Origin of the sequence: Paracoccus sp. PAMC 22219 (assembly GCF_000787695.1) — a bacterium.
Lineage (GTDB): Bacteria > Pseudomonadota > Alphaproteobacteria > Rhodobacterales > Rhodobacteraceae > Paracoccus.
On record NZ_BBPH01000113.1, the window covers coordinates 1 to 17,230 of the forward strand.

Genomic DNA, 17,230 nt, shown 5'->3' on the forward strand with positions numbered 1-17,230 from the left:
CCCGGCCGTCGCGGGACGCACCAGACCACGCTGCCACGGGGGATCCTCGGCAAAGGCCGCCGCGATGTGATCGACAAAGGCGCGCGTCTTGCGGGGCAGCGGCCGGATCGGTGGCCAGACCACGCTGATCGGCAGCGGGTCCTGCGCCAGGTCGGGCAGCAGCCGCACCAGCCGCCCGTCGCGCAGCGCGTCATGGACGATGAACAGCGGCAGCAGCGCCAGCCCCAGCCCGCCGATGGCCAGGTCGCGCATCGCCTCGCCGTTGTTGGCCGACACCCGGCTTTGCCGGGGCGGCGGGATCTCGGCGCCAAAGGGCCAGATCTCGGCCAGCCGCGCGTTCAGATAGCCGATGACCTCGTGCCCCGCCAGATCGCCGGGTGCTGCGACCGCGCCGTGCTGCGACAGGTAATCGGGGCTGGCGACCAAGGCGCGCGGATCCTCGCACAGGCGGCGCGCCATCAGGCTGCTGTCCTTCAGATGCCCGATGCGCAGGCCCAGGTCGAACCCCGCCCGACCCAGATCGGCCTGCCGGTCGTCATAATCCAGCACGATCTCCAACTCCGGGTGCGCGCGGGCGAACCCCGCGATCACCGGGCCCAGATGGCGGATGCCGAAACTCATCGGCGCGGCGATGGCCAGCGCCCGCGCAACGCGGCCTCGGGGGCGGCGGCGCTTTCCGTGGCGGCGACCAGTTCGGCCAGCGCCGGGCGCAACCGCTCGGCCAGGGACAGCGCGCTGTCGGTGGGCGCGATCCGCCCCGCGTGCCGAGTGAACAGCGCGACGCCCAAGGCGGCCTCGAAATCGGTGATCCGCTTGCTGACGACGGATTTGGACAGGTCCGACCGCGCCGCAGCCCCCGAGATGCTGCCCGCATCCAGGACCGCCAGAAAGGTCCGAATATCCGTGATCGTCCAACTCATGCCGCACCCTATCATGCCGCCAGTCGTTCGCAAGAACCGAACGCGGCGTTGCCGCGCGCATGGGTGCCGCGAACGCCCCGCCTGCGCCATATTCATCCCAAGCAAGGAAAGGAGCCTGCCATGCAGCTGACCGGAATCCATCACCTGACGGCCATCACCGCCAATGCGCGGGGCAACAACCAGTTCTATACCGAGACGCTTGGCCTGCGCCGGGTCAAGAAGACCGTGAACCAGGACGACACCTCGGCCTATCACCTGTTCTTCGCGGACGGGGCGGGCAGCCCCGGCACCGACATCACCTTCTTCGACTGGCCCGCCGCCCCCGAACGGCGCGGCACGAACGCGATCACCCGCACGGCGCTGCGCGTGGGCGCGGACAGCCTGGATTACTGGGCCGACCGCCTGTCGGGCCTGTCGGGCAAGATCACCACGCTGGACGGCCGCCCGACCCTGGACGTCGAGGACCCCGAGGGGCAGCGCCTGCGCCTGATCGCCGCCCCCACTCCGGCGGGCCAGCCCTGGGACCGCAGCGACGTTCCCGCCGAACACCAGATCCACGGCCTGGGGCCGATCACCATCTCGGTTCCCGAACTGGCGCCGACACAAGCCGTGCTGACGCAGGTCATGAACATGCGCCTGGTGCGGGACTATGCCAGCCCCGATGGTCAGGGCCAGGTCCACGTGTTCGAGATGGGCGACGGCGGCGCCGCGGCCGAACTGCATGTCGCGGTCCAGCCCGGCCTGCCGCAGGCGCGCCAAGGCGCGGGCGGGGTGCATCACGTGGCCTTCCGCGTGCCCGACACCGCCGCCCTGACCGCCTGGACCGACCGCGTGGCCCGGTTCCGCGTGCCCAGCAGCGGAGAGGTCGAGCGGTTCTATTTCCGGTCGTTGTATTTCCGCGAGCCGGGGGGCAACCTGTTCGAACTGGCGACCGACGGGCCGGGCTTTGACGTGGACGAACCCTTCGAGACGATGGGCGAGGGCCTGTCCCTGCCCCCGTTCCTGGAGGGCAAGCGCCAGCAGATCGAGGCCGGGCTGAAACCCCTGGTCTGAACATCAAGGAGTGACGCGATGACCACGATCCTGGGACTATCCGGCAGCCTGCGTCGGGCATCGCTGAATTCCGGCCTGCTTCGGGCGGCGGCGGATGCCGCCCCCGACGGGGTGACGATCACCATCGGCGACATCGCGCAGGTGCCGCTGTATGACGGCGACCTGGAGGCCGCGTCGGGCATTCCCGCCGCGGTCAGCGCGCTGACCGACCAGCTGGCCGCCGCCGACGGGTTGCTGCTGGTCAGCCCGGAATACAACAACGGCGTGCCGGGCGTGCTGAAGAACGTCATCGACTGGATGTCGCGCGGACAGGGCATGGCCGCCTTCAAGGGCAAGCCGGTGGCCGTCATCGGCGCGTCGCCCGGCAATTTCGGAACCGCGCATGCGCAGTCGCACTGGCTGCCGGTGCTGCGGATGCTGGCCACCCGCCCCTGGTGGGACGGGCGACTGATGGTGTCGCGCGCGGGCGACCTGTTCGACGACCAAGGCACCCTGACCGACACCAGACCCGCGAAAAGCTGGCCGAATTCGTGGCGGGCTTTGCCGGGTCCATCGGCCAGGGCCGGTCGTGACCGCCATCGCCCATGTCGCGCTGACCGTGCGCGACCTGCCCGGCATGGCGCGGTTCTATGAGACCGCGCTTGGGCTGGAGCCGATGGGCGGGGACGGCGAACAGCGCGACCTGGGCGCGCGCGGGCGGGTGCTGATCCGCCTGCTGGGCGACGCCGCCGCGGCCCCGCGCGATCCGCGCGACGCGGGCCTGTTCCACACCGCCTTCCTGCTGCCAGACCGGGCCGATCTGGGCCGCTGGCTGCACCATGCCGCGGATACGGGCGTGCGGCTGACCGGCGCGTCGGATCATGGCGTCAGCGAGGCGCTGTACCTGGACGACCCCGAAGGCAACGGCATCGAGGTCTATCGCGACCGCCCCGCGTCCGACTGGATCCGCGACGGCGACCGGGTCGAGATGTTCACCGCGCGGCTGGACCTGAACGACCTGGCGGATGCGGCGAACGGTCCCTGGCAGGGCGCACCCGCCGGCACCACCATCGGCCATGTCCACCTGCAGGCGGGTGCGATGGACGCGGCGCACGACTTTCTGCACGGCACGCTTGGCCTGACACGCACCTATGACGCGCAGGGCGGGGGCTGGTACGGATGGGACGGCTATCACCACCATCTGGCGGCGAATACCTGGAACAGCCGGGGCGCGGGCCTGCGTCCGGACGGCGCAGCGGGGCTGCATCACGTCGCGTTGACCGGACAGGCCGGCGCGTCGGCGCCGCTCACCGATCCGTTTGGGAACCGCTTTCGATTTGTCTGAGTTATAGCGCCGTACACAGTCTGATCAGTGCGCCCCGCCTCCGGCAAAACCGGAGGCGGGGCTTTTTCATCACATGGTTTCGGCCAGCCAGGCGCTGGCGGCGGTCAGGTCAGCAGGCGCGATCTCGTGCCCCGCGGCGGTCACGCGGGCATCCAGATCGGCCCCGCTGGCGGCCAGCCAGTCGTTCAGCGCCGGCGCGTAATGCCCATAGGGATCGCGCGCCCCCTGCAGGGTCAGTACCCGGACGCCCGACAGGTCAGCCTGCGGGACCGGGTCCAGCACCAGCATCGGCCGGATCAGGATCGCCCGCGCGATCAGCCCCGGATGCAGCGCCATCACCGCCCCCGCAAAGTTCGCGCCGTTGGAATAGCCCAGCACCGTCAGCCGCGCGGGGTCCAGGCCATAGGCCGCCATCGCGCCGTCCCAGAAACCCGCGAAGGCCGCCGCTTCGGACCGGATGTCGTCCTGGTCAAAGCTGGCCATCGACAGGCGGCGGAAAAACCGGGCCACGCCCTCCTCGGTCGATCGTCCGCGCAGGCCCAGAAGGGTCGCGCGCGGCGCGATGCGGTGGGCCAGCGGCATCAGGTCGGATTCCGACCCGCCGGTGCCGTGCAGCAGCAGGATCACCGACCGTCGGCGTCGTCGGGGGTGTGGATGCGATGGATGAAGGGCAGATCGCGCATGGGGGTCCTTTCCTCGCCCGGTCGGGCAAATTGCGGCAGGCGCAGCCGCAGGTCGGTGCTGTCGGTCATGTGCGGCGGGACCTTCAGGGTCCGGCCAAGGTCGTCCTCGTCCACGGCCATGCCGGGGCCGTCGGTCGCCAATTCGATCAGGATGCCCGCCGGATCGCGGACATAGAGAGAGGTGAAGTACAGCCGGTCATGGACCGTCACATCGGTCAGCGCGGCGCGATGCGCATCGATCGCCTCGACGTCCGGCACGCGCAGGGCCACATGGTCGATCACCCCGGTCCCCGGAATGCCCGGCACGAAACCGCCCGCATCGCGGATGTCGATCACGTCAGCATCGGATGCCAGCCGCGTCACGCCGCCTTCAGTCCCCTGCGGGGCATAGCCGAACCGCGCCAGGAACGCCGCCGTGGCGGGGGCGTCATGCGACCACAGGGTGACGCCCTGCATGCGGGCGGGGGCTGCAGGCCAGCCCACATCGGGGATGTCCCCGCCGACCAGCTTGACGATGATCCCGTCCGGGTCGCGCAGGCGCAGCACCGGCGCGCCGAATTCGCGAACCGGCCCCTCAATGCGCAATCCGTGCTGCATGGCGCGGGTCAGCCAGTCGCCGATCCGCGCGCGGGGGACGGCCAGCGCGATTTCCGCGACCTGGCCATGGCCCACGCGGCCCGGCGCACCGTCCTGCCAGACCAGAAAGCTGACAAGCGATCCAGGCGTGCCGGTGGCGTCGCCATAGAACAGGTGCAGCTGTTCGGCATCCTCGAACCCTGCGGTCTGCTTGACCAGCGACAGGCCCAGAAAGCCCATCCAGAAATCGACATTGGCCTGCACGTCGCGCGTGATGGCCGTCACATGATGAAGTCCCGACATGGCGACCTCCTTTCAGGATCCAAGATGCCCGCGCCGGCGTTCGGCACCACGGGGGTCGTGCGCAACCCGGCGTTCGCGCAGGCCGAACGGCTGCACGCTTGCCCCAGGACCCGCAAAGCCCCACCCTTCAGGGCAGCACAGGAGAGAACGCCATGAGCTGGAACCCCGCCCTGACCCCCGGATGCCCCGATGCCATCGCTGCCGAGGCCATCGAGACGCTGATCATCCCCCGCGCCCGCGATCTGGGCGGGTTCGAGGTGCGCCGCGCCCTGCCCGCCCCCAAACGCCAGATGGTCGGGCCGTTCATCTTCTTCGACCAGATGGGCCCGGCGGAATTCCTGACCGATCAGGGCATCGACGTGCGCCCGCACCCCCATATCGGGCTGGGCACGGTCACCTATCTTTATCGCGGCAGCTTTCAGCATCAGGACAGCACCGGCGCCGATCAGATCATCACGCCCGGCGCGCTGAACTGGATGGTGGCGGGGCGCGGCGTCACCCATTCCGAACGCAGCCCCGAGGCCGTGCGTGCCGGTCCCAGCAGCCTCTTGGGCATCCAGACCTGGATCGCCCTGCCCGAGGAGGCAGAGGACATCGCCCCCAGCTTCGAGCATCATGCGGCGGACGCCCTGCCCGAGATCCGCGACCAGGGGATCGAGGCGCGGCTGATCCTGGGTCGCGCCTATGGCGAGGTGGCGCCTGCGACGATGCATTCCGACACCTTCTATCTGGACGTGACGCTTGCCGCCCGCGCCCGCTTTCCCCTGCCCGTCGACCATGAGGATCGCGGGATCTACATCACCGAAGGCAGCGTCAGCATCGCGGGGCAGGAGTTTCAGTCCGGCCAGATGATGGTGTTCCGCCCCGGCGACGCGATCACGGTTGCTGCGGGCGACCGGGGGGCGCGGCTGATGGCGCTTGGCGGCGCCACGCTGAACGGGCCGCGCCACATCTGGTGGAATTTCGTCGCGTCATCGCGCGAACGGATCGAGGCCGCGAAACAGGAATGGCGCGAGGCGCGTTGGGGGCAAGGACGGTTCGACCTGCCGCCGGGCGACCGCGACGAACACATCCCCTTGCCGTGACGGAGAGAGACATGCCCAAGACCCCCCACGAGGTGCTGGAATTCTGGTTCTCGGACCAGATGCGCCCCTATTGGTTCGCCAAGTCGGACGATATCGACCGCGACATCGCCGCCCGCTTCAGCGACACCTATGAGGCCGCGCATGCAGGCCATCTGGACGACTGGATGGACGCGTCCGACAGTGCCCTGGCATTGGTGATCGCGCTGGACCAGTTCCCGCGCAACATCTATCGCGGCGGGCCGCGCAGTTTTGAATCGAACGACCTGGCGCTGCGCCATGCGCGGACGGCGCTGGACCGGGGCCACGATCTGGGACAGGCGCCCGACCGGCGGCAGTTCTTCTACCTGCCCTTCATGCACAGCGAGGATATTGCCGATCAGGACCGGTCGGTGACGCTGTACGAACAGCTGGGCAACGACCACTCACTGCATTTCGCGCGCGAGCATCGCGACATCGTGGCGCAATTTGGCCGCTTTCCCCACCGCAATGCGATCCTGGGCCGCGACAGCACGCCGGATGAGGCCACGTTTCTGGAAACCCACAAGGGCTTCTGATCTTGCCCATGCGGTGCGGGGCCCCTAGCCTGCACCGCATGGATCATCTTCCCTGCTTTTACGCGCCCGACACCGCCGCCCACGACCCCCAGTTCTGGATGCTGCGGGGGGTGCCGATGGCCAACAAGGAAACCGCCGAACGGGCCGACCGCCTGTTGGCGGGCATCGCGCAGGCGGGGCTGACCGTGACCGATCCGCCGGTCACCGACCGCGCGCCGATGCATGCGATCCACACCGCCCGGTACCTGCAGTTCCTGGAAACGGCGTGGGACGAATGGCAGACCGCCCCCGGCGCGGGGGCCGAGGTCGTGGCCAACCTGCATCCGCAGAAGGCCGGCCAGACCTATCCGTCGGGGATCACCGGGCGGGCGGGGTGGCACATGGCCGATACCGGCTGCCCGCTTGGACGCCATACCCATGCCGCCGCGCTGCGCGGGGTCGACACGGCGCTGGCGGCCAGCCGGGCGGTGCTGGACGGCGCGGGCGCGGCCTATGCGCTGTGCCGACCGCCGGGGCACCATGCCGATGCCGACACGGCGGCGGGGCACTGTTTCCTGAACAATTCCGCCATCGCCGCGCAGGCGCTGCGCGGGGCACATGACCGGGTCGCCATCCTGGACATCGACGTGCATCACGGCAACGGCACGCAAGAGATCTTCCTTGACCACGCCGACGTGCTGACCGTGTCCGTCCATGCCGACCCGGACGCGTTCTATCCCTTTTACCTGGGCCACGCGCACGAGGTGGGGCCCGCCGGCACCAACCTGAACCTGCCGCTGCCCTTGGGGTCCGACGATGCGGTCTGGCTGGACGCGATCGACCGCGCGCTGGAGCGGATCGCGGATTTCGCGCCGGGCGCGCTGGTGCTGGCCCTGGGGCTGGACGCGCACGAGAACGATCCCTTTCGCGGGCTGCGCGTCACCACCCCCGGTTTCGCCCGTGCCGCCGCCCGCATCCGCGCCGCAGGCCTGCCCACCGTCATCGTCCAGGAGGGCGGCTATCTGTCCGAGGATCTGACCCACAACCTCGCCAGCTTTCTGCGGGGCTGGATCGGCACCGCCTGAGCGTTCTATAGCGGTCCGGAACGGGGGACCCTCATGCGCATCTGCATCATCAACACGGGCGGCACGATCAGCAGCACGGGCCAGCCGCTGGCCCCCATGGCGGCGGCCCGCTTTGCCCGCGCCGCGCACGACCTGCTGGGACCGGCGCTGGCGGCGGCCCTGCCAGGGGTCGCGCTGCATTTCGACACCGGGCTGCGGTTTTCGGATGACGGGCCCGGAACGCTGGACAGCACCGACCTGCGCCCGTCCGACTGGTGCCGGATCGCGCGCCGGGTGCTGGAGCTGTACGACGACCACGACGGCTTCGTGATCCTGCACGGCACCGACACGATGGATTACACCGGCGCGGCGCTGCCCTTGCTGCTCAACGTCTTCGACGATCTGGGGCTGGCGCGCGCGGCGCTGTCCAAACCGGTGATCCTGACCGGCGCGCAGCTGCCGCTGTTCACCGACACCCCCGCCGGGCTGGTCCTGAACGCGGGCAGCGACGCGCTGGCCAACCTGACCGGGGCGCTGGCCTGTACGCGTCTGCGCCTGCCCGAGGTCGCGATCTTTTTCGACGGGCGCCTGCTGCGCGGGGCCCGCGCGCTCAAGGTGTCGACGACGCGTTTCGCAGCCTTCGACAGCCCGCATCTGGCGCCCCTGGCCGAACGCGGCATCGGCATCCGCAGGGGCACGGTCACGCCGCTGCCCGGTCCCGCCACGCCCGACCTGGCGCTGGACGCGGCCTCGGCCCGCGCGCGGGCGCTGGCGCAACTGGACGCGGTCCAGGCCCGCATCGACGATCAGCGCGTGGTCCAGATCGCGTCCGTGCCCGCCGATCACCGCGCCTCTACGCCAATGCTGGCGCAGCAGGTGCAGGCAGCGCTGGACCAAGGCGCGACCGGACTGGTGCTGGAGGGGTTCGGCCCCGGCAATGTCCCCGCGGGACAGGGCGCGATGGCGCACGTCCTGACCGCCGCGGGCGTCCCCGTGCTGATCGCCAGTCGGGTGATCGGCGGACAGGTCGGCGCCTTCGACTATGCCGCGGGGGCGTGGATCGCCGCCACCGGGCCGTCGCGGGGGGCGACATGACGCCCGTGGCGGCGCTGGCCAAGATGGTGGTCCTGACCGCCGCCGCGCCCCATCACGGGTGGGACCGCGCCACGCTGACGGCCCTGCTGGCGCGCAGCCTGGCCGGGGAATGCGCGCCGACCGACAGGATGGACGGGCCGCTGTGGCCGGGACAGGCGCTGACCTGCGGCCGGGCGCGGCTGGAGAATGACCCCGATGCCGGGCCGCGGCTGACGCAGGGCGATGTGGTCCTGTGGCGCGCGCCCGGTCCGGGGGTGCTGCGGATGCGCGGCGACCGGCTGGCGCTGATCGGTCATGACGGGGCGGTGCTGTGGTCAGGGCCGCCGGCCCCCGGTGCGGTGGCGATCCTGTCGGACGATCCCGTGGCCCTGCGCATGATCGACCCGCCCACAGCGCCGCCCCCGTCACCGCGCTTGCGGGCTGACCCCGGCGCGCGCTAGCAATCCTCAGCAAGGAGACCCCGATGCCGCTGATCCATGTCCTGAACGGTCCGAACCTGAACCTGCTGGGCCAGCGCCAACCCGAGGTCTATGGCCACGAGACGCTGGCAGACCTCGAGGCGCTGTGCCGCAAGGCCGCCGCGCCCCATGACATCCGCTTTCTGCAGTCCAACTGGGAAGGCCAGATCGTCGACTGGATCCACGAGGCCCGGCTGGAGGCCGCGGCCATCGTCATCAACCCGGCGGCGCTGACCCACACGTCGGTCGCCGTCCTGGACGCGCTGAACGCCTTCGACGGCCCGGTGATCGAGGTCCATATCAGCCAGGTCCACAAACGCGAGGCGTTCCGCCACCATTCCTTCGTGTCAAAGCGCGCAGACGGGGTGATCGCGGGGCTGGGACTGAACGGCTATGCCGCCGCGCTGCGCCATGTGGCGGGTCTGATCGGCTGAGGCGAAAAGACCGCCGGGCCTGACCGCAGGGAGGAGGGGGGCGGCAGGACCGGCGGCTTTCCGAAGTGTCCGTGGCCGGACCGGGAGGAGGACGCCACGAAGCATCTGCTTCATGAGTTCACCTTGCGCCCGCATCGCGTCGCTGTCACCGCGCGGCGCGCCATTCCCTCAACCGGGACGTGCGCTGCACCGGAACCGGGCGCAATCGGGGGCCTGTGCCCGGATTTTGGGCACAGACTGCGCGAATCAGCCTATGTCCTGGCGTGTCAGCGCCTGCAGATAGGTCCGCGACCACCAAGCGACGTCGTGGTCCACGACGCCCTGCAACAGGGCCGCGTGGCGGTCGCGACGTTCGGCTTGCGACATCCGCATCGCCTGCGCCATCGCGACGGCCAGGTCGTGGGGGTCGTGCGGGTTGATGATCAGCGCCTCGGCCATCGTCTCGGCCGCGCCGGCAAAGCGCGACAGGATCAGGACGCCCGGATCGTCAGGGTTCTGGGCGGCCACGTATTCCTTGGCCACAAGGTTCATCCCGTCGGCCAGGGGCGTCACCAGCCCGATGCGCGCCTGTCGGTACAGGCCCGCCAGCACGGGGCGCGGAAACGGCCGGTGAATGAACCGGATCGGCGTCCAGTTCAGCGTCGCGAACTGGCCGTTGATGCGGCCGGCCAGGTGTTCGGTCTCCTCCCGGATGTCCTGATAGGCCTCGACCTCGCCCCGCGTCGGGGGCGCGATCTGCAGGAACGAGATCTTCTCGTGCAGGTCGGGGATCTTTTCCAGCAGCAGCTGATAGGCCCGGAACCGCTGCGGGATGCCCTTGGAATAATCCAGCCGGTCGACGCCGATCATCATCTTGGCCCCGGTCAACAGGCGCATGCGGTCGCTGTCGGGGGCCTCGGCCGCCTCATCCATGAAGGCCTTGGCGTCGATGCCAATGGGAAAGACCTGCGTGCGGACCATGCGCCCCGACAGCCGGAACCGGTCGGGCGCAACCTGGTCGCCATCAGCCAGCTGGCGCGCGCTTTCGGCAAATGCGCCCAGGTCGCGATCGGCCTGGAACCCCAGCAGGTCGTAATGGGACAGCCAGTCGAACAGCTGCGCGGGGTTCGGCAAGGCGCCGCAATCGGCCGGGCCGGGAAAGGGAATGTGCAGGAAATGCCCGATGGGGTTTTCGACCCCAAGCGCGCGCAGTTCGGCGGCAAGCGGGAACAGGTGATAGTCCTGCACCCAGATCCGGTCGTCGGGGCGCAGCACCGGCAGCAGCATCCGCGCGATGCGTGCGTTCACCTTGGAATAGCCGTCCAGGTATTCGGGCCGGATGCGCATCAGGTTCGGACGCCCATGACACAGCGGCCACAGGATCGAGTTGGAATAGCCCAGATAGTATTCGTCATGTTCCTGTGGCGTCAGGTCAAAGGACAGCCGCTGGAATGCCGCCCCCGGATGGTCCTGCAGGTCGGGTGCGGGATCGTCCGTCACCTCTCCCGAAAACCCCACCCACAGCCCGCCGGAACTGCGCAGCGCGTCCTCCAGCGCCACCACCAGCCCGCCAGAGGGATCGTCCCCAAGCGGCAGGCGGTTCGAGACGACGATCAGGCGCGGTTCGGTGGACATTGGCATTCCTCAATTCAGCGATGCGTCAAGCCAGGCGGCCAGCGCGGCAGGGTCGGACAGGCGGTGACGGGCGGCAGTCGGGCCGTCGCCGATCTTGATGGCGAAACCGCCCCGGGCCTGCGCCTCGGCCATGGCGGGTTCGTCGGTGGTGTCGTCGCCCGCAAAGACCGGCAGGCGTCCGGCAAAGGGCTCCAGGGTCATCAGATGCGCCAGCGCGCTGTCCTTGCCCACGCCGCCGGGGCGCAGTTCGACCGCCATCTTGGCGGGCTGCAGGACCAGATGTGGGTTCACGGTGGCCAGATCCTGCATCACCCCTTCGACAAAAGCGCGGAGGTCAGGCGCGTCGCGATAGTGCAGCGCGACGCCGTGGGGCTTTTCCTCGACCAGCAGGGCGGGATGGGGCGCGGCGGCGGCATGGGCTGCGGCATGCAGCGGGCGGGCGTCGAAATCGACGCGGTGCAGGGTGTCGATGCTGCCGGGGCGCAGCGACAGTTCGGCGCCGTGGCTGCCCGCGACGATGCCCGCGAACCCGTCCAGATAGCCGCGCAGATCGGCCACGTCGCGCCCCGAGATCAGCGCCACCGCACCCCCCTGCCGCCGGTACAGCGCCGACAAACGGTCGCGCAGCGCCTGCGAGACGATCACCGCGTCGGGCCTGGGGGCGATATCGACCAGGCAGCCGTCGAAATCCAGGAACAGGGCGGCGTCGGGGGCAAGCGGGGGTGGGGTCACGTCAGGGGGGCTCCGGCGAATGGGATATACCAAAGGGAACCCGGAAATGCCCCCGGAGGTTCACCGTCGCGTGAGGTTTTTTACCCCGGACCCCTGCAGGATCAGTATTCAACCCCCGCCTGCGCCTTGATCCCCGACCGGAACGGATGCTTAACCTGGGTCATCTCGGTGACCAGATCGGCGGCCTCGATCAGCGCGTCGGGGGCGCCGCGGCCGGTCAGCACGACATGGGTCATGGCGGGCTTTTCCGCCTGCAGGAACGCCACCACCTCTGCCGCGTCCAGATAGCCATAGCGCAGCGCGATGTTGATCTCATCCAGCAGGACCATGCGGATGGCCGGGTCGCGGATCAGGTCCTGCGCGCGCGCCCATCCGGCCTGCGCCATGGCAATGTCGCGGGACTTGTCCTGGGTCTCCCAGGTGAACCCCTCGCCCATGGCGTGGAACTGGCAGATGTCGGTGAAATGCGTGGTCAGCAGGGTGCGTTCGCCCGTGTCCCACGCGCCCTTGATGAACTGGACCACGGCGCAGGGCATGCCATGCGCGATACATCGCATGATCATGCCGAACCCCGACGACGACTTGCCCTTGCCCGGTCCGGTATGGACGATGATCAGCCCCTTTTCGCCGGTCTTGGTCTCCATCATCCGGTCGCGGGCGGCCTTTTTCCTGGCCATCTTGGCGGCGTGGCGGTCCTGATCCTCGGCGGAAATCGGGTCGGTCTGCGTCATCGGGTCGCTCCTTGCGGTTGACAAACGGCGGGTGCGGGGGTTTGGGTGAGGGCGTGTTGGTTCCTGTCTATGACAGGCGAAGAGGGAATGCGACAAGGCCCCGGGTCACCAGACCCGCGACCCCAAGCGCAGCCGCCCCCGCGACCGTGACCGGAAAGGTCGCCCGATCCACTGGCCCCGACCCGGGGCTGGGAAGGTGGGACGACCGTCGGGGCAACCGCCCCTGAATCCGCAAGCCGGGAGACCTGCCAGCACCTGACGATGACGGGCGAACGGGGTGTTTCGCAACCGGCAGGTGATGGCCGGATGCCCCGTGCCGCCTCCTCTCGGACACCCCTTGCCGCAATTTGGGAAGGGGCCGCGATGCGCGCCGTTCTGCATGTCTGCACCACCTGTCGCGGCGCGCTGCCCGATGCCGATCCAGACCAGCCGCGCCCCGGCGCGCGCCTGCTGGACCTTTTGTCCCGCACCGCCCCCGACGGCGTCGAGATCCGTCCCGTCGAATGCCTTTCCGCCTGTTCGCAGGGCTGTTCCGTCGCGCTGTCCGCGCCGGGCAAGTGGTCCTACGTCTACGGCCGCCTGACGCCGGACGACGCCGCCGACATCCTGTCGGGCGCCCGCGCCTATGCCGGGACCGCCGACGGCATCGTGCCGTGGCGCGAACGCCCCGCCATCTTCCGCAAGCAGAGCCTTGCCCGCATCCCCCCGCAGGAGTGACCATGACCGACCTTGTGAAAACCCCCGTCACCGTGATCACCGGCTTTCTGGGATCGGGCAAGACGACCCTGATCCGCCACCTGATGGCCAACCCCCAGGGACTGCGCCTGGCGGTGATCGTGAACGAGTTCGGCACGATGGGTGTGGATGGCGACATCCTGAAAGGCTGCGCCGATGACAGCTGCCCGGCCGAGAACATCGTCGAGCTGTCGAACGGCTGCATCTGCTGCACCGTCGCCGACGACTTCATCCCCACGCTGGAGGCGCTGATGGCGCTGCCGCAAAAGCCCGACCACATCCTGATCGAGACGTCGGGGCTGGCGCTGCCGAAGCCGCTGCTGAAGGCGTTCGACTGGCCCGCGATCCGGTCGCGGATCACCGTGGACGGCGTGATCGCCCTGGCCGACGCCGAGGCCGTGGCCGCCGGTCGTTTCGCCCCCGACGTGGCTGCGGTGGACGCGCAGCGGGCGGCCGATGAGAGCCTGGACCACGAGACGCCCCTGTCCGAGGTCTTCGAGGATCAGATCAGTTGCGCCGACGTGATCCTGCTGACCAAGGCCGACCTGGCGGGACCGGACGGCATCGCCGCCGCCCGCGCGGTGATCGAGGCCGAACTGCCCCGCCCCCTGCCCATCCTGACCGTGACCGAGGGGGCCATCGACCCGCGCCTGATCCTGGGCCTGGGCAAGGCCGCCGAGGACGACCTGGACGCCCGGCCCAGCCACCATGACGGCGCGGACGACCACGAGCACGACGATTTCGACACCGTCGTCATCGACCTGCCGGAAATCATCGACCCCGCCGATCTGGCCGCCCGCATCGCGCGGCTGGCCGCCGAGCAGAACGTGCTGCGCGTCAAGGGCCACGTGGCCGTCGCGGGAAAGCCGATGCGCCTGCTGGTTCAGGCCGTGGGCGCGCGGGTGCGCCACCAGTACGACCGCCCTTGGGGCGACAGCCCGCGCCGGTCGCGTCTGGTGGTGATCGCGGAACATGACGACGTGAACCCGGACGCGATCCGCGCCGTGCTGGAAGGCGTGCCCGCCTGATGCACGTCATCTTCCGCGAACAGGTCGGGCTGGAGCAGTCTGATGCCCCCTATGATCCCGGGCAGACGCCCGGCGATCTGGTGGTCCTGTCCTTTTCGGACAGCGACCTGGGGGCGTTCGCGGAAGGCTGGCGGCGCGCGGCGGGGGGGCTGCCGGCCACCCGGCTGTGCAACCTTGTGGCCCTGCGCCATCCGGTGTCGGTCGACACCTATGTCGAACAGACCCTGTCGGGAGCCAAGGGCATCCTGATCCGGCTGATCGGTGGCGAGGCCTATTGGCCCTATGGGCTGGCCTCGGTCCAGGACCTGGCGCGGCGGCGGGGCATCGCGCTGGCGGTGCTGCCCGCCGACGGGCGCGACGATCCGCGGCTGGAGGAGATGTCGACCGTGCCGCCATCGGTCCTGCGCGTGCTGCGGCGGCATTGCGACCAGGGGGCGCGGTGGCGGCCCAAGCGGCGCTGGCGCAGATGGCCATCGCATCCGGCCTGCAGGCCGCGCCCGTGCCGGGGGTCAAGACGCTGCCCGCGATGGGGTTCTACGACCCCGACCGCGGGGTGGTGGCCGCTCCGGGGCCGGTCGCGGCGTTGGTCACGTTCTATCGCAGCTGGCTGGCGGCGGCCGATGTGGCACCCATCGACGCGCTGATCCGGGCGCTGCGCGAGCGCGGGATGTCTGCGGTGGGGGCCTTTGCGCCGTCGCTGAAGGCGCCGGGCCTGAGTGCCTGGCTGGCGGATGCGCTGCCGGGCGGGCCGGAGCTGGTCGTCAACGCGACCGGGTTTTCCGGGGGGGGCGTCGATGGGTATTTGGGCAACGGAGAGATGCCGGGCGTGGCGCCCTTTGGCGGCTGGTCCTGTCCGGTGTTCCAGGTGGCGCTGTCGACGAACCGGCGGCGGGACTGGTTGGCGGCGGAGCGCGGGCTGTCGCCGTCCGATCTGGCGATGAATGTCGTCCTGCCAGAGGTGGACGGACGCATCTTTGCGGGGGTGATCAGCTTCAAGGCCGTCAGCGCCCGTGACCCGGACCTGCAATATTCGCGGTTCGCGCACAGGCACGATGCGGGGCTGCTGGCGCAGGCGGTGGGGCGGATCGTGGCGTGGCGCGCGTTGGCGCAGAGCGCGGACCGCGTGGCGGTGGTGCTGTCGACCTATCCCGGGCGCGACTGGCAGCAGGCCCATGCGGTGGGGCTGGACGCGCCGGCATCAGTGGTTGCGGTGGGGGCGATGCTGGGGGTCGATCTGCCGGGGCTGCCCGCGGGGGTCGTGGAATGGTCGGTCGCGGATTATCGCGCGGCGCTGGCGCGGCTGCCGCAAAGGTTGCGCGAGGATCTGGAAGCGGCCTGGGGCGAACCCGAGAGTGATCCGGATTGCGTGGACGGCGCGTTCCGACTGCGCGTCAGTCGGCACGGCCCGGTGATCCTGGCGCTGCAGCCGGAACGCAGCCACCGTGCGGGGCGCGAGGACAGCTATCACGACCTGACCCGCGTGCCGCGCCATGCCTATGTGGCCTTCTATCTGTGGCTGGCCGAGCAGGACGCGCAGGCGCTGATCCACATGGGGGCGCATGGCACGCTGGAATGGATGCCGGGCAAGGCGGTCGCGCTGTCGGGCGATTGCTGGCCGCAGGCGCTGTTGGGGACGCTGCCGGTGATCTATCCGTTCATCGTCAACGATCCGGGCGAGGCCGCGCAGGCCAAACGCCGCATCGGGGCGGTGACCCTGGGCCACATGCCGCCCCCCATGCGGGCCAGCGCTCTACCACCCGGCATGGCCGGGCTGGAGCGGTCTCTGGACGAATATTCCACCGCCGACGGGCTGGACCCGGCGCGGCGCGACCGGCTGATCGCCGCGATCCGCGAGGAGGCCCGCGCCTGGGGGTCGAGGACGATCTAGGCATTCCGCCCGACGCCAGCGCGGCCGAGGCGATCACCCGAATCGACCGCTTTGTCTGCGACATCAAGGAAAGTCAGTACGGAGAGGGGCTGCACATCTGGGGCAGCGGCGTGTGCGGCGATGCCGAACGCGCGGGACTTGCGGCGGCGCTGGCGGGGCGGTTCGTGCCGCCGGGGCCGTCGGGGTCACCCAATCGCGGTCGGTCGGACGTGATGCCCACGGGGCGCAACCTGTTTTCCGTCGATCCGCGCGCGGTGCCGACGCCATCCGCCCATGCGCAGGGCGTCAAGCTGGCCGAAGAGCTGTTGCGCCGCCACCTGCAGGATCACGGCGACTGGCCGCGCGGGCTGGTCGTGGACCTGTGGGGCAGTGCCACGATGCGCACCGCCGGAGAGGAATTCGCGATGGCGCTGCATCTGGCCGGGCTGAAGCCGGTCTGGGATGCCGGATCGGGCCGCGTGTCGGGGGTCGAGGTGGTGCCGCTCGCCCTGCTGGGACGGCCGCGGATCGACGTGACGCTGCGCGTGTCGGGCCTGTTCCGCGACGTGTTTCCGGTGCTGGCACAACTGTTCGAGACCGGCGCCGCGACCCTGGCCGCACGGGACGAGGCGGCGGACCAGAACCCCTATGCCGCCCGCGGGCCGCGCGTCTTTGGGCCGCAGCCGGGGCAGTACGGGCTGGGCATGGGCACTGCGCCCACGGAGTTCACCGACGCCGCGCGGCAAGCCGCGGGCGAGGCGTGGATCGCAGCCTCGGCTTGGGCGATCGGCGCGGATGGTGCCAGCCATGAGGCCCGCGATGCACTGGAGGCCCGGCTGGCCCGCGCCGACAGCTTTGTCCATGCGCAGGACCTGCCCGAGACGGACCTGCTGCTGGCCGCCGATTACGCCGCGCATGAGGGGGGCTTTGCCGCCGCCATGGCGCGGATAGGGGCCGATGCGCCCGCGCTGTACCATCTGGACGCGACCCAGCCC

The 17,230-nt window shown here is 70.2% G+C and carries 17 protein-coding genes, 2 pseudogenes and 1 riboswitch; of the genes and pseudogenes, 12 read left to right on the top strand and 7 right to left on the bottom strand.

The features are described from left to right. On the bottom strand, nucleotides 1–621 hold a 621-nt coding region (locus TY51_RS12920; protein WP_231559048.1), incomplete at its 3' end, for a substrate binding domain-containing protein. Next, nucleotides 618–920 (bottom strand): LysR family transcriptional regulator, encoded by a 303-nt coding sequence (locus tag TY51_RS23515; protein ID WP_231559049.1) that lies wholly within the window; start codon nucleotides 918–920, stop codon nucleotides 618–620. The genes TY51_RS12920 and TY51_RS23515, both read right to left, overlap by 4 nt. Before the next feature lie 120 nt (nucleotides 921–1,040). Here TY51_RS23515 and TY51_RS12925 point away from each other — a divergent pair, with 120 nt between their 5' ends. The 3 genes and pseudogenes from TY51_RS12925 (at nucleotide 1,041) to TY51_RS12935 (ending at nucleotide 3,297) form a co-directional block, all read left to right on the top strand. Then, a complete protein-coding gene (locus TY51_RS12925; protein WP_042250117.1) occupies nucleotides 1,041–1,973 on the top strand; it encodes a ring-cleaving dioxygenase in 933 nt (310 codons plus the stop codon). 18 nt (nucleotides 1,974–1,991) lie between these two features. Next, nucleotides 1,992–2,545, top strand: a pseudogene (locus TY51_RS12930) (NADPH-dependent FMN reductase). Further along, entirely contained in the window at nucleotides 2,542–3,297 is a 756-nt protein-coding gene (locus TY51_RS12935; RefSeq protein WP_197054761.1) for a VOC family protein, read from the top strand. Before TY51_RS12930 ends, TY51_RS12935 begins: the two are co-directional and overlap by 4 nt. 69 nt (nucleotides 3,298–3,366) lie before the next feature. On the opposite strand, the gene TY51_RS24355 is transcribed toward TY51_RS12935, so the two are convergent. Beyond that, complete coding sequence (locus TY51_RS24355; protein WP_307536733.1) at nucleotides 3,367–3,924, bottom strand: alpha/beta hydrolase; 558 nt, start codon at nucleotides 3,922–3,924, stop codon at nucleotides 3,367–3,369. Beyond that, nucleotides 3,921–4,859: a VOC family protein gene (locus TY51_RS24360; protein ID WP_307536735.1), complete on the bottom strand. Its 939-nt coding sequence runs from the start codon at nucleotides 4,857–4,859 to the stop codon at nucleotides 3,921–3,923. The genes TY51_RS24355 and TY51_RS24360 overlap by 4 nt, the downstream gene beginning before the upstream one ends. Before the next feature lie 152 nt (nucleotides 4,860–5,011). Here TY51_RS24360 and TY51_RS12945 point away from each other — a divergent pair, with 152 nt between their 5' ends. The 6 genes from TY51_RS12945 to aroQ are packed head-to-tail and all read left to right on the top strand — an operon-like array spanning nucleotide 5,012 to nucleotide 9,528. Then, nucleotides 5,012–5,944: a pirin family protein gene (locus TY51_RS12945; protein ID WP_042250118.1), complete on the top strand. Its 933-nt coding sequence runs from the start codon at nucleotides 5,012–5,014 to the stop codon at nucleotides 5,942–5,944. A gap of 11 nt (nucleotides 5,945–5,955) precedes the next feature. Beyond that, on the top strand, nucleotides 5,956–6,498 hold the full coding sequence (locus TY51_RS12950; protein ID WP_042250119.1) for a DUF924 family protein: 543 nt from the start codon (nucleotides 5,956–5,958) through the stop codon (nucleotides 6,496–6,498). 38 nt (nucleotides 6,499–6,536) lie between these two features. Beyond that, the gene (locus tag TY51_RS12955) at nucleotides 6,537–7,562 is read left to right on the top strand and encodes a histone deacetylase family protein (RefSeq protein ID WP_042250120.1); all 1,026 of its coding nucleotides are present in this window, start codon (nucleotides 6,537–6,539) and stop codon (nucleotides 7,560–7,562) included. A gap of 33 nt (nucleotides 7,563–7,595) precedes the next feature. Then, entirely contained in the window at nucleotides 7,596–8,636 is a 1,041-nt protein-coding gene (locus TY51_RS12960; RefSeq protein ID WP_042250121.1) for an asparaginase domain-containing protein, read from the top strand. After that, nucleotides 8,633–9,076 (top strand): hypothetical protein, encoded by a 444-nt coding sequence (locus tag TY51_RS12965; protein WP_197054762.1) that lies wholly within the window; start codon nucleotides 8,633–8,635, stop codon nucleotides 9,074–9,076. Before TY51_RS12960 ends, TY51_RS12965 begins: the two co-directional genes overlap by 4 nt. Nucleotides 9,077–9,099: 23 nt before the next feature. Further along, entirely contained in the window at nucleotides 9,100–9,528 is a 429-nt protein-coding gene (gene aroQ / locus TY51_RS12970; protein WP_042250123.1) for a type II 3-dehydroquinate dehydratase, read from the top strand. 246 nt (nucleotides 9,529–9,774) lie between these two features. On the opposite strand, the gene TY51_RS12975 is transcribed toward aroQ, so the two are convergent. The 3 genes from TY51_RS12975 to cobO form a co-directional block, all read right to left on the bottom strand. Further along, on the bottom strand, nucleotides 9,775–11,142 hold the full coding sequence (locus TY51_RS12975; RefSeq protein ID WP_042250124.1) for a trehalose-6-phosphate synthase: 1,368 nt from the start codon (nucleotides 11,140–11,142) through the stop codon (nucleotides 9,775–9,777). A 9-nt stretch (nucleotides 11,143–11,151) separates the two neighbouring features. After that, nucleotides 11,152–11,874, bottom strand: coding sequence for a trehalose-phosphatase (gene otsB / locus TY51_RS12980; RefSeq protein WP_042250125.1), 723 nt, complete (start codon nucleotides 11,872–11,874; stop codon nucleotides 11,152–11,154). Between the two features lie 101 nt (nucleotides 11,875–11,975). Further along, nucleotides 11,976–12,605 (bottom strand): cob(I)yrinic acid a,c-diamide adenosyltransferase, encoded by a 630-nt coding sequence (cobO, locus tag TY51_RS12985; protein ID WP_042250126.1) that lies wholly within the window; start codon nucleotides 12,603–12,605, stop codon nucleotides 11,976–11,978. Nucleotides 12,606–12,645: 40 nt separating this feature from the next. Further along, nucleotides 12,646–12,873: riboswitch (cobalamin riboswitch) on the top strand. Between the two features lie 95 nt (nucleotides 12,874–12,968). Here cobO and TY51_RS12990 point away from each other — a divergent pair. From TY51_RS12990 to cobN, 3 genes and pseudogenes are all read left to right on the top strand, one after another. Beyond that, nucleotides 12,969–13,322 carry a DUF1636 domain-containing protein gene (locus tag TY51_RS12990; protein ID WP_042250127.1) on the top strand — a complete coding sequence of 118 codons (354 nt, stop codon included), beginning with the start codon at nucleotides 12,969–12,971 and terminating at the stop codon, nucleotides 13,320–13,322. A 2-nt stretch (nucleotides 13,323–13,324) separates the two neighbouring features. After that, nucleotides 13,325–14,368 (top strand): cobalamin biosynthesis protein CobW, encoded by a 1,044-nt coding sequence (cobW, locus tag TY51_RS12995; RefSeq protein WP_042250128.1) that lies wholly within the window; start codon nucleotides 13,325–13,327, stop codon nucleotides 14,366–14,368. Continuing rightward, a pseudogene (gene cobN, locus TY51_RS21120) lies at nucleotides 14,368–17,230 on the top strand (cobaltochelatase subunit CobN); the annotation flags it as partial. The gene cobW and the pseudogene cobN, both read left to right, overlap by 1 nt.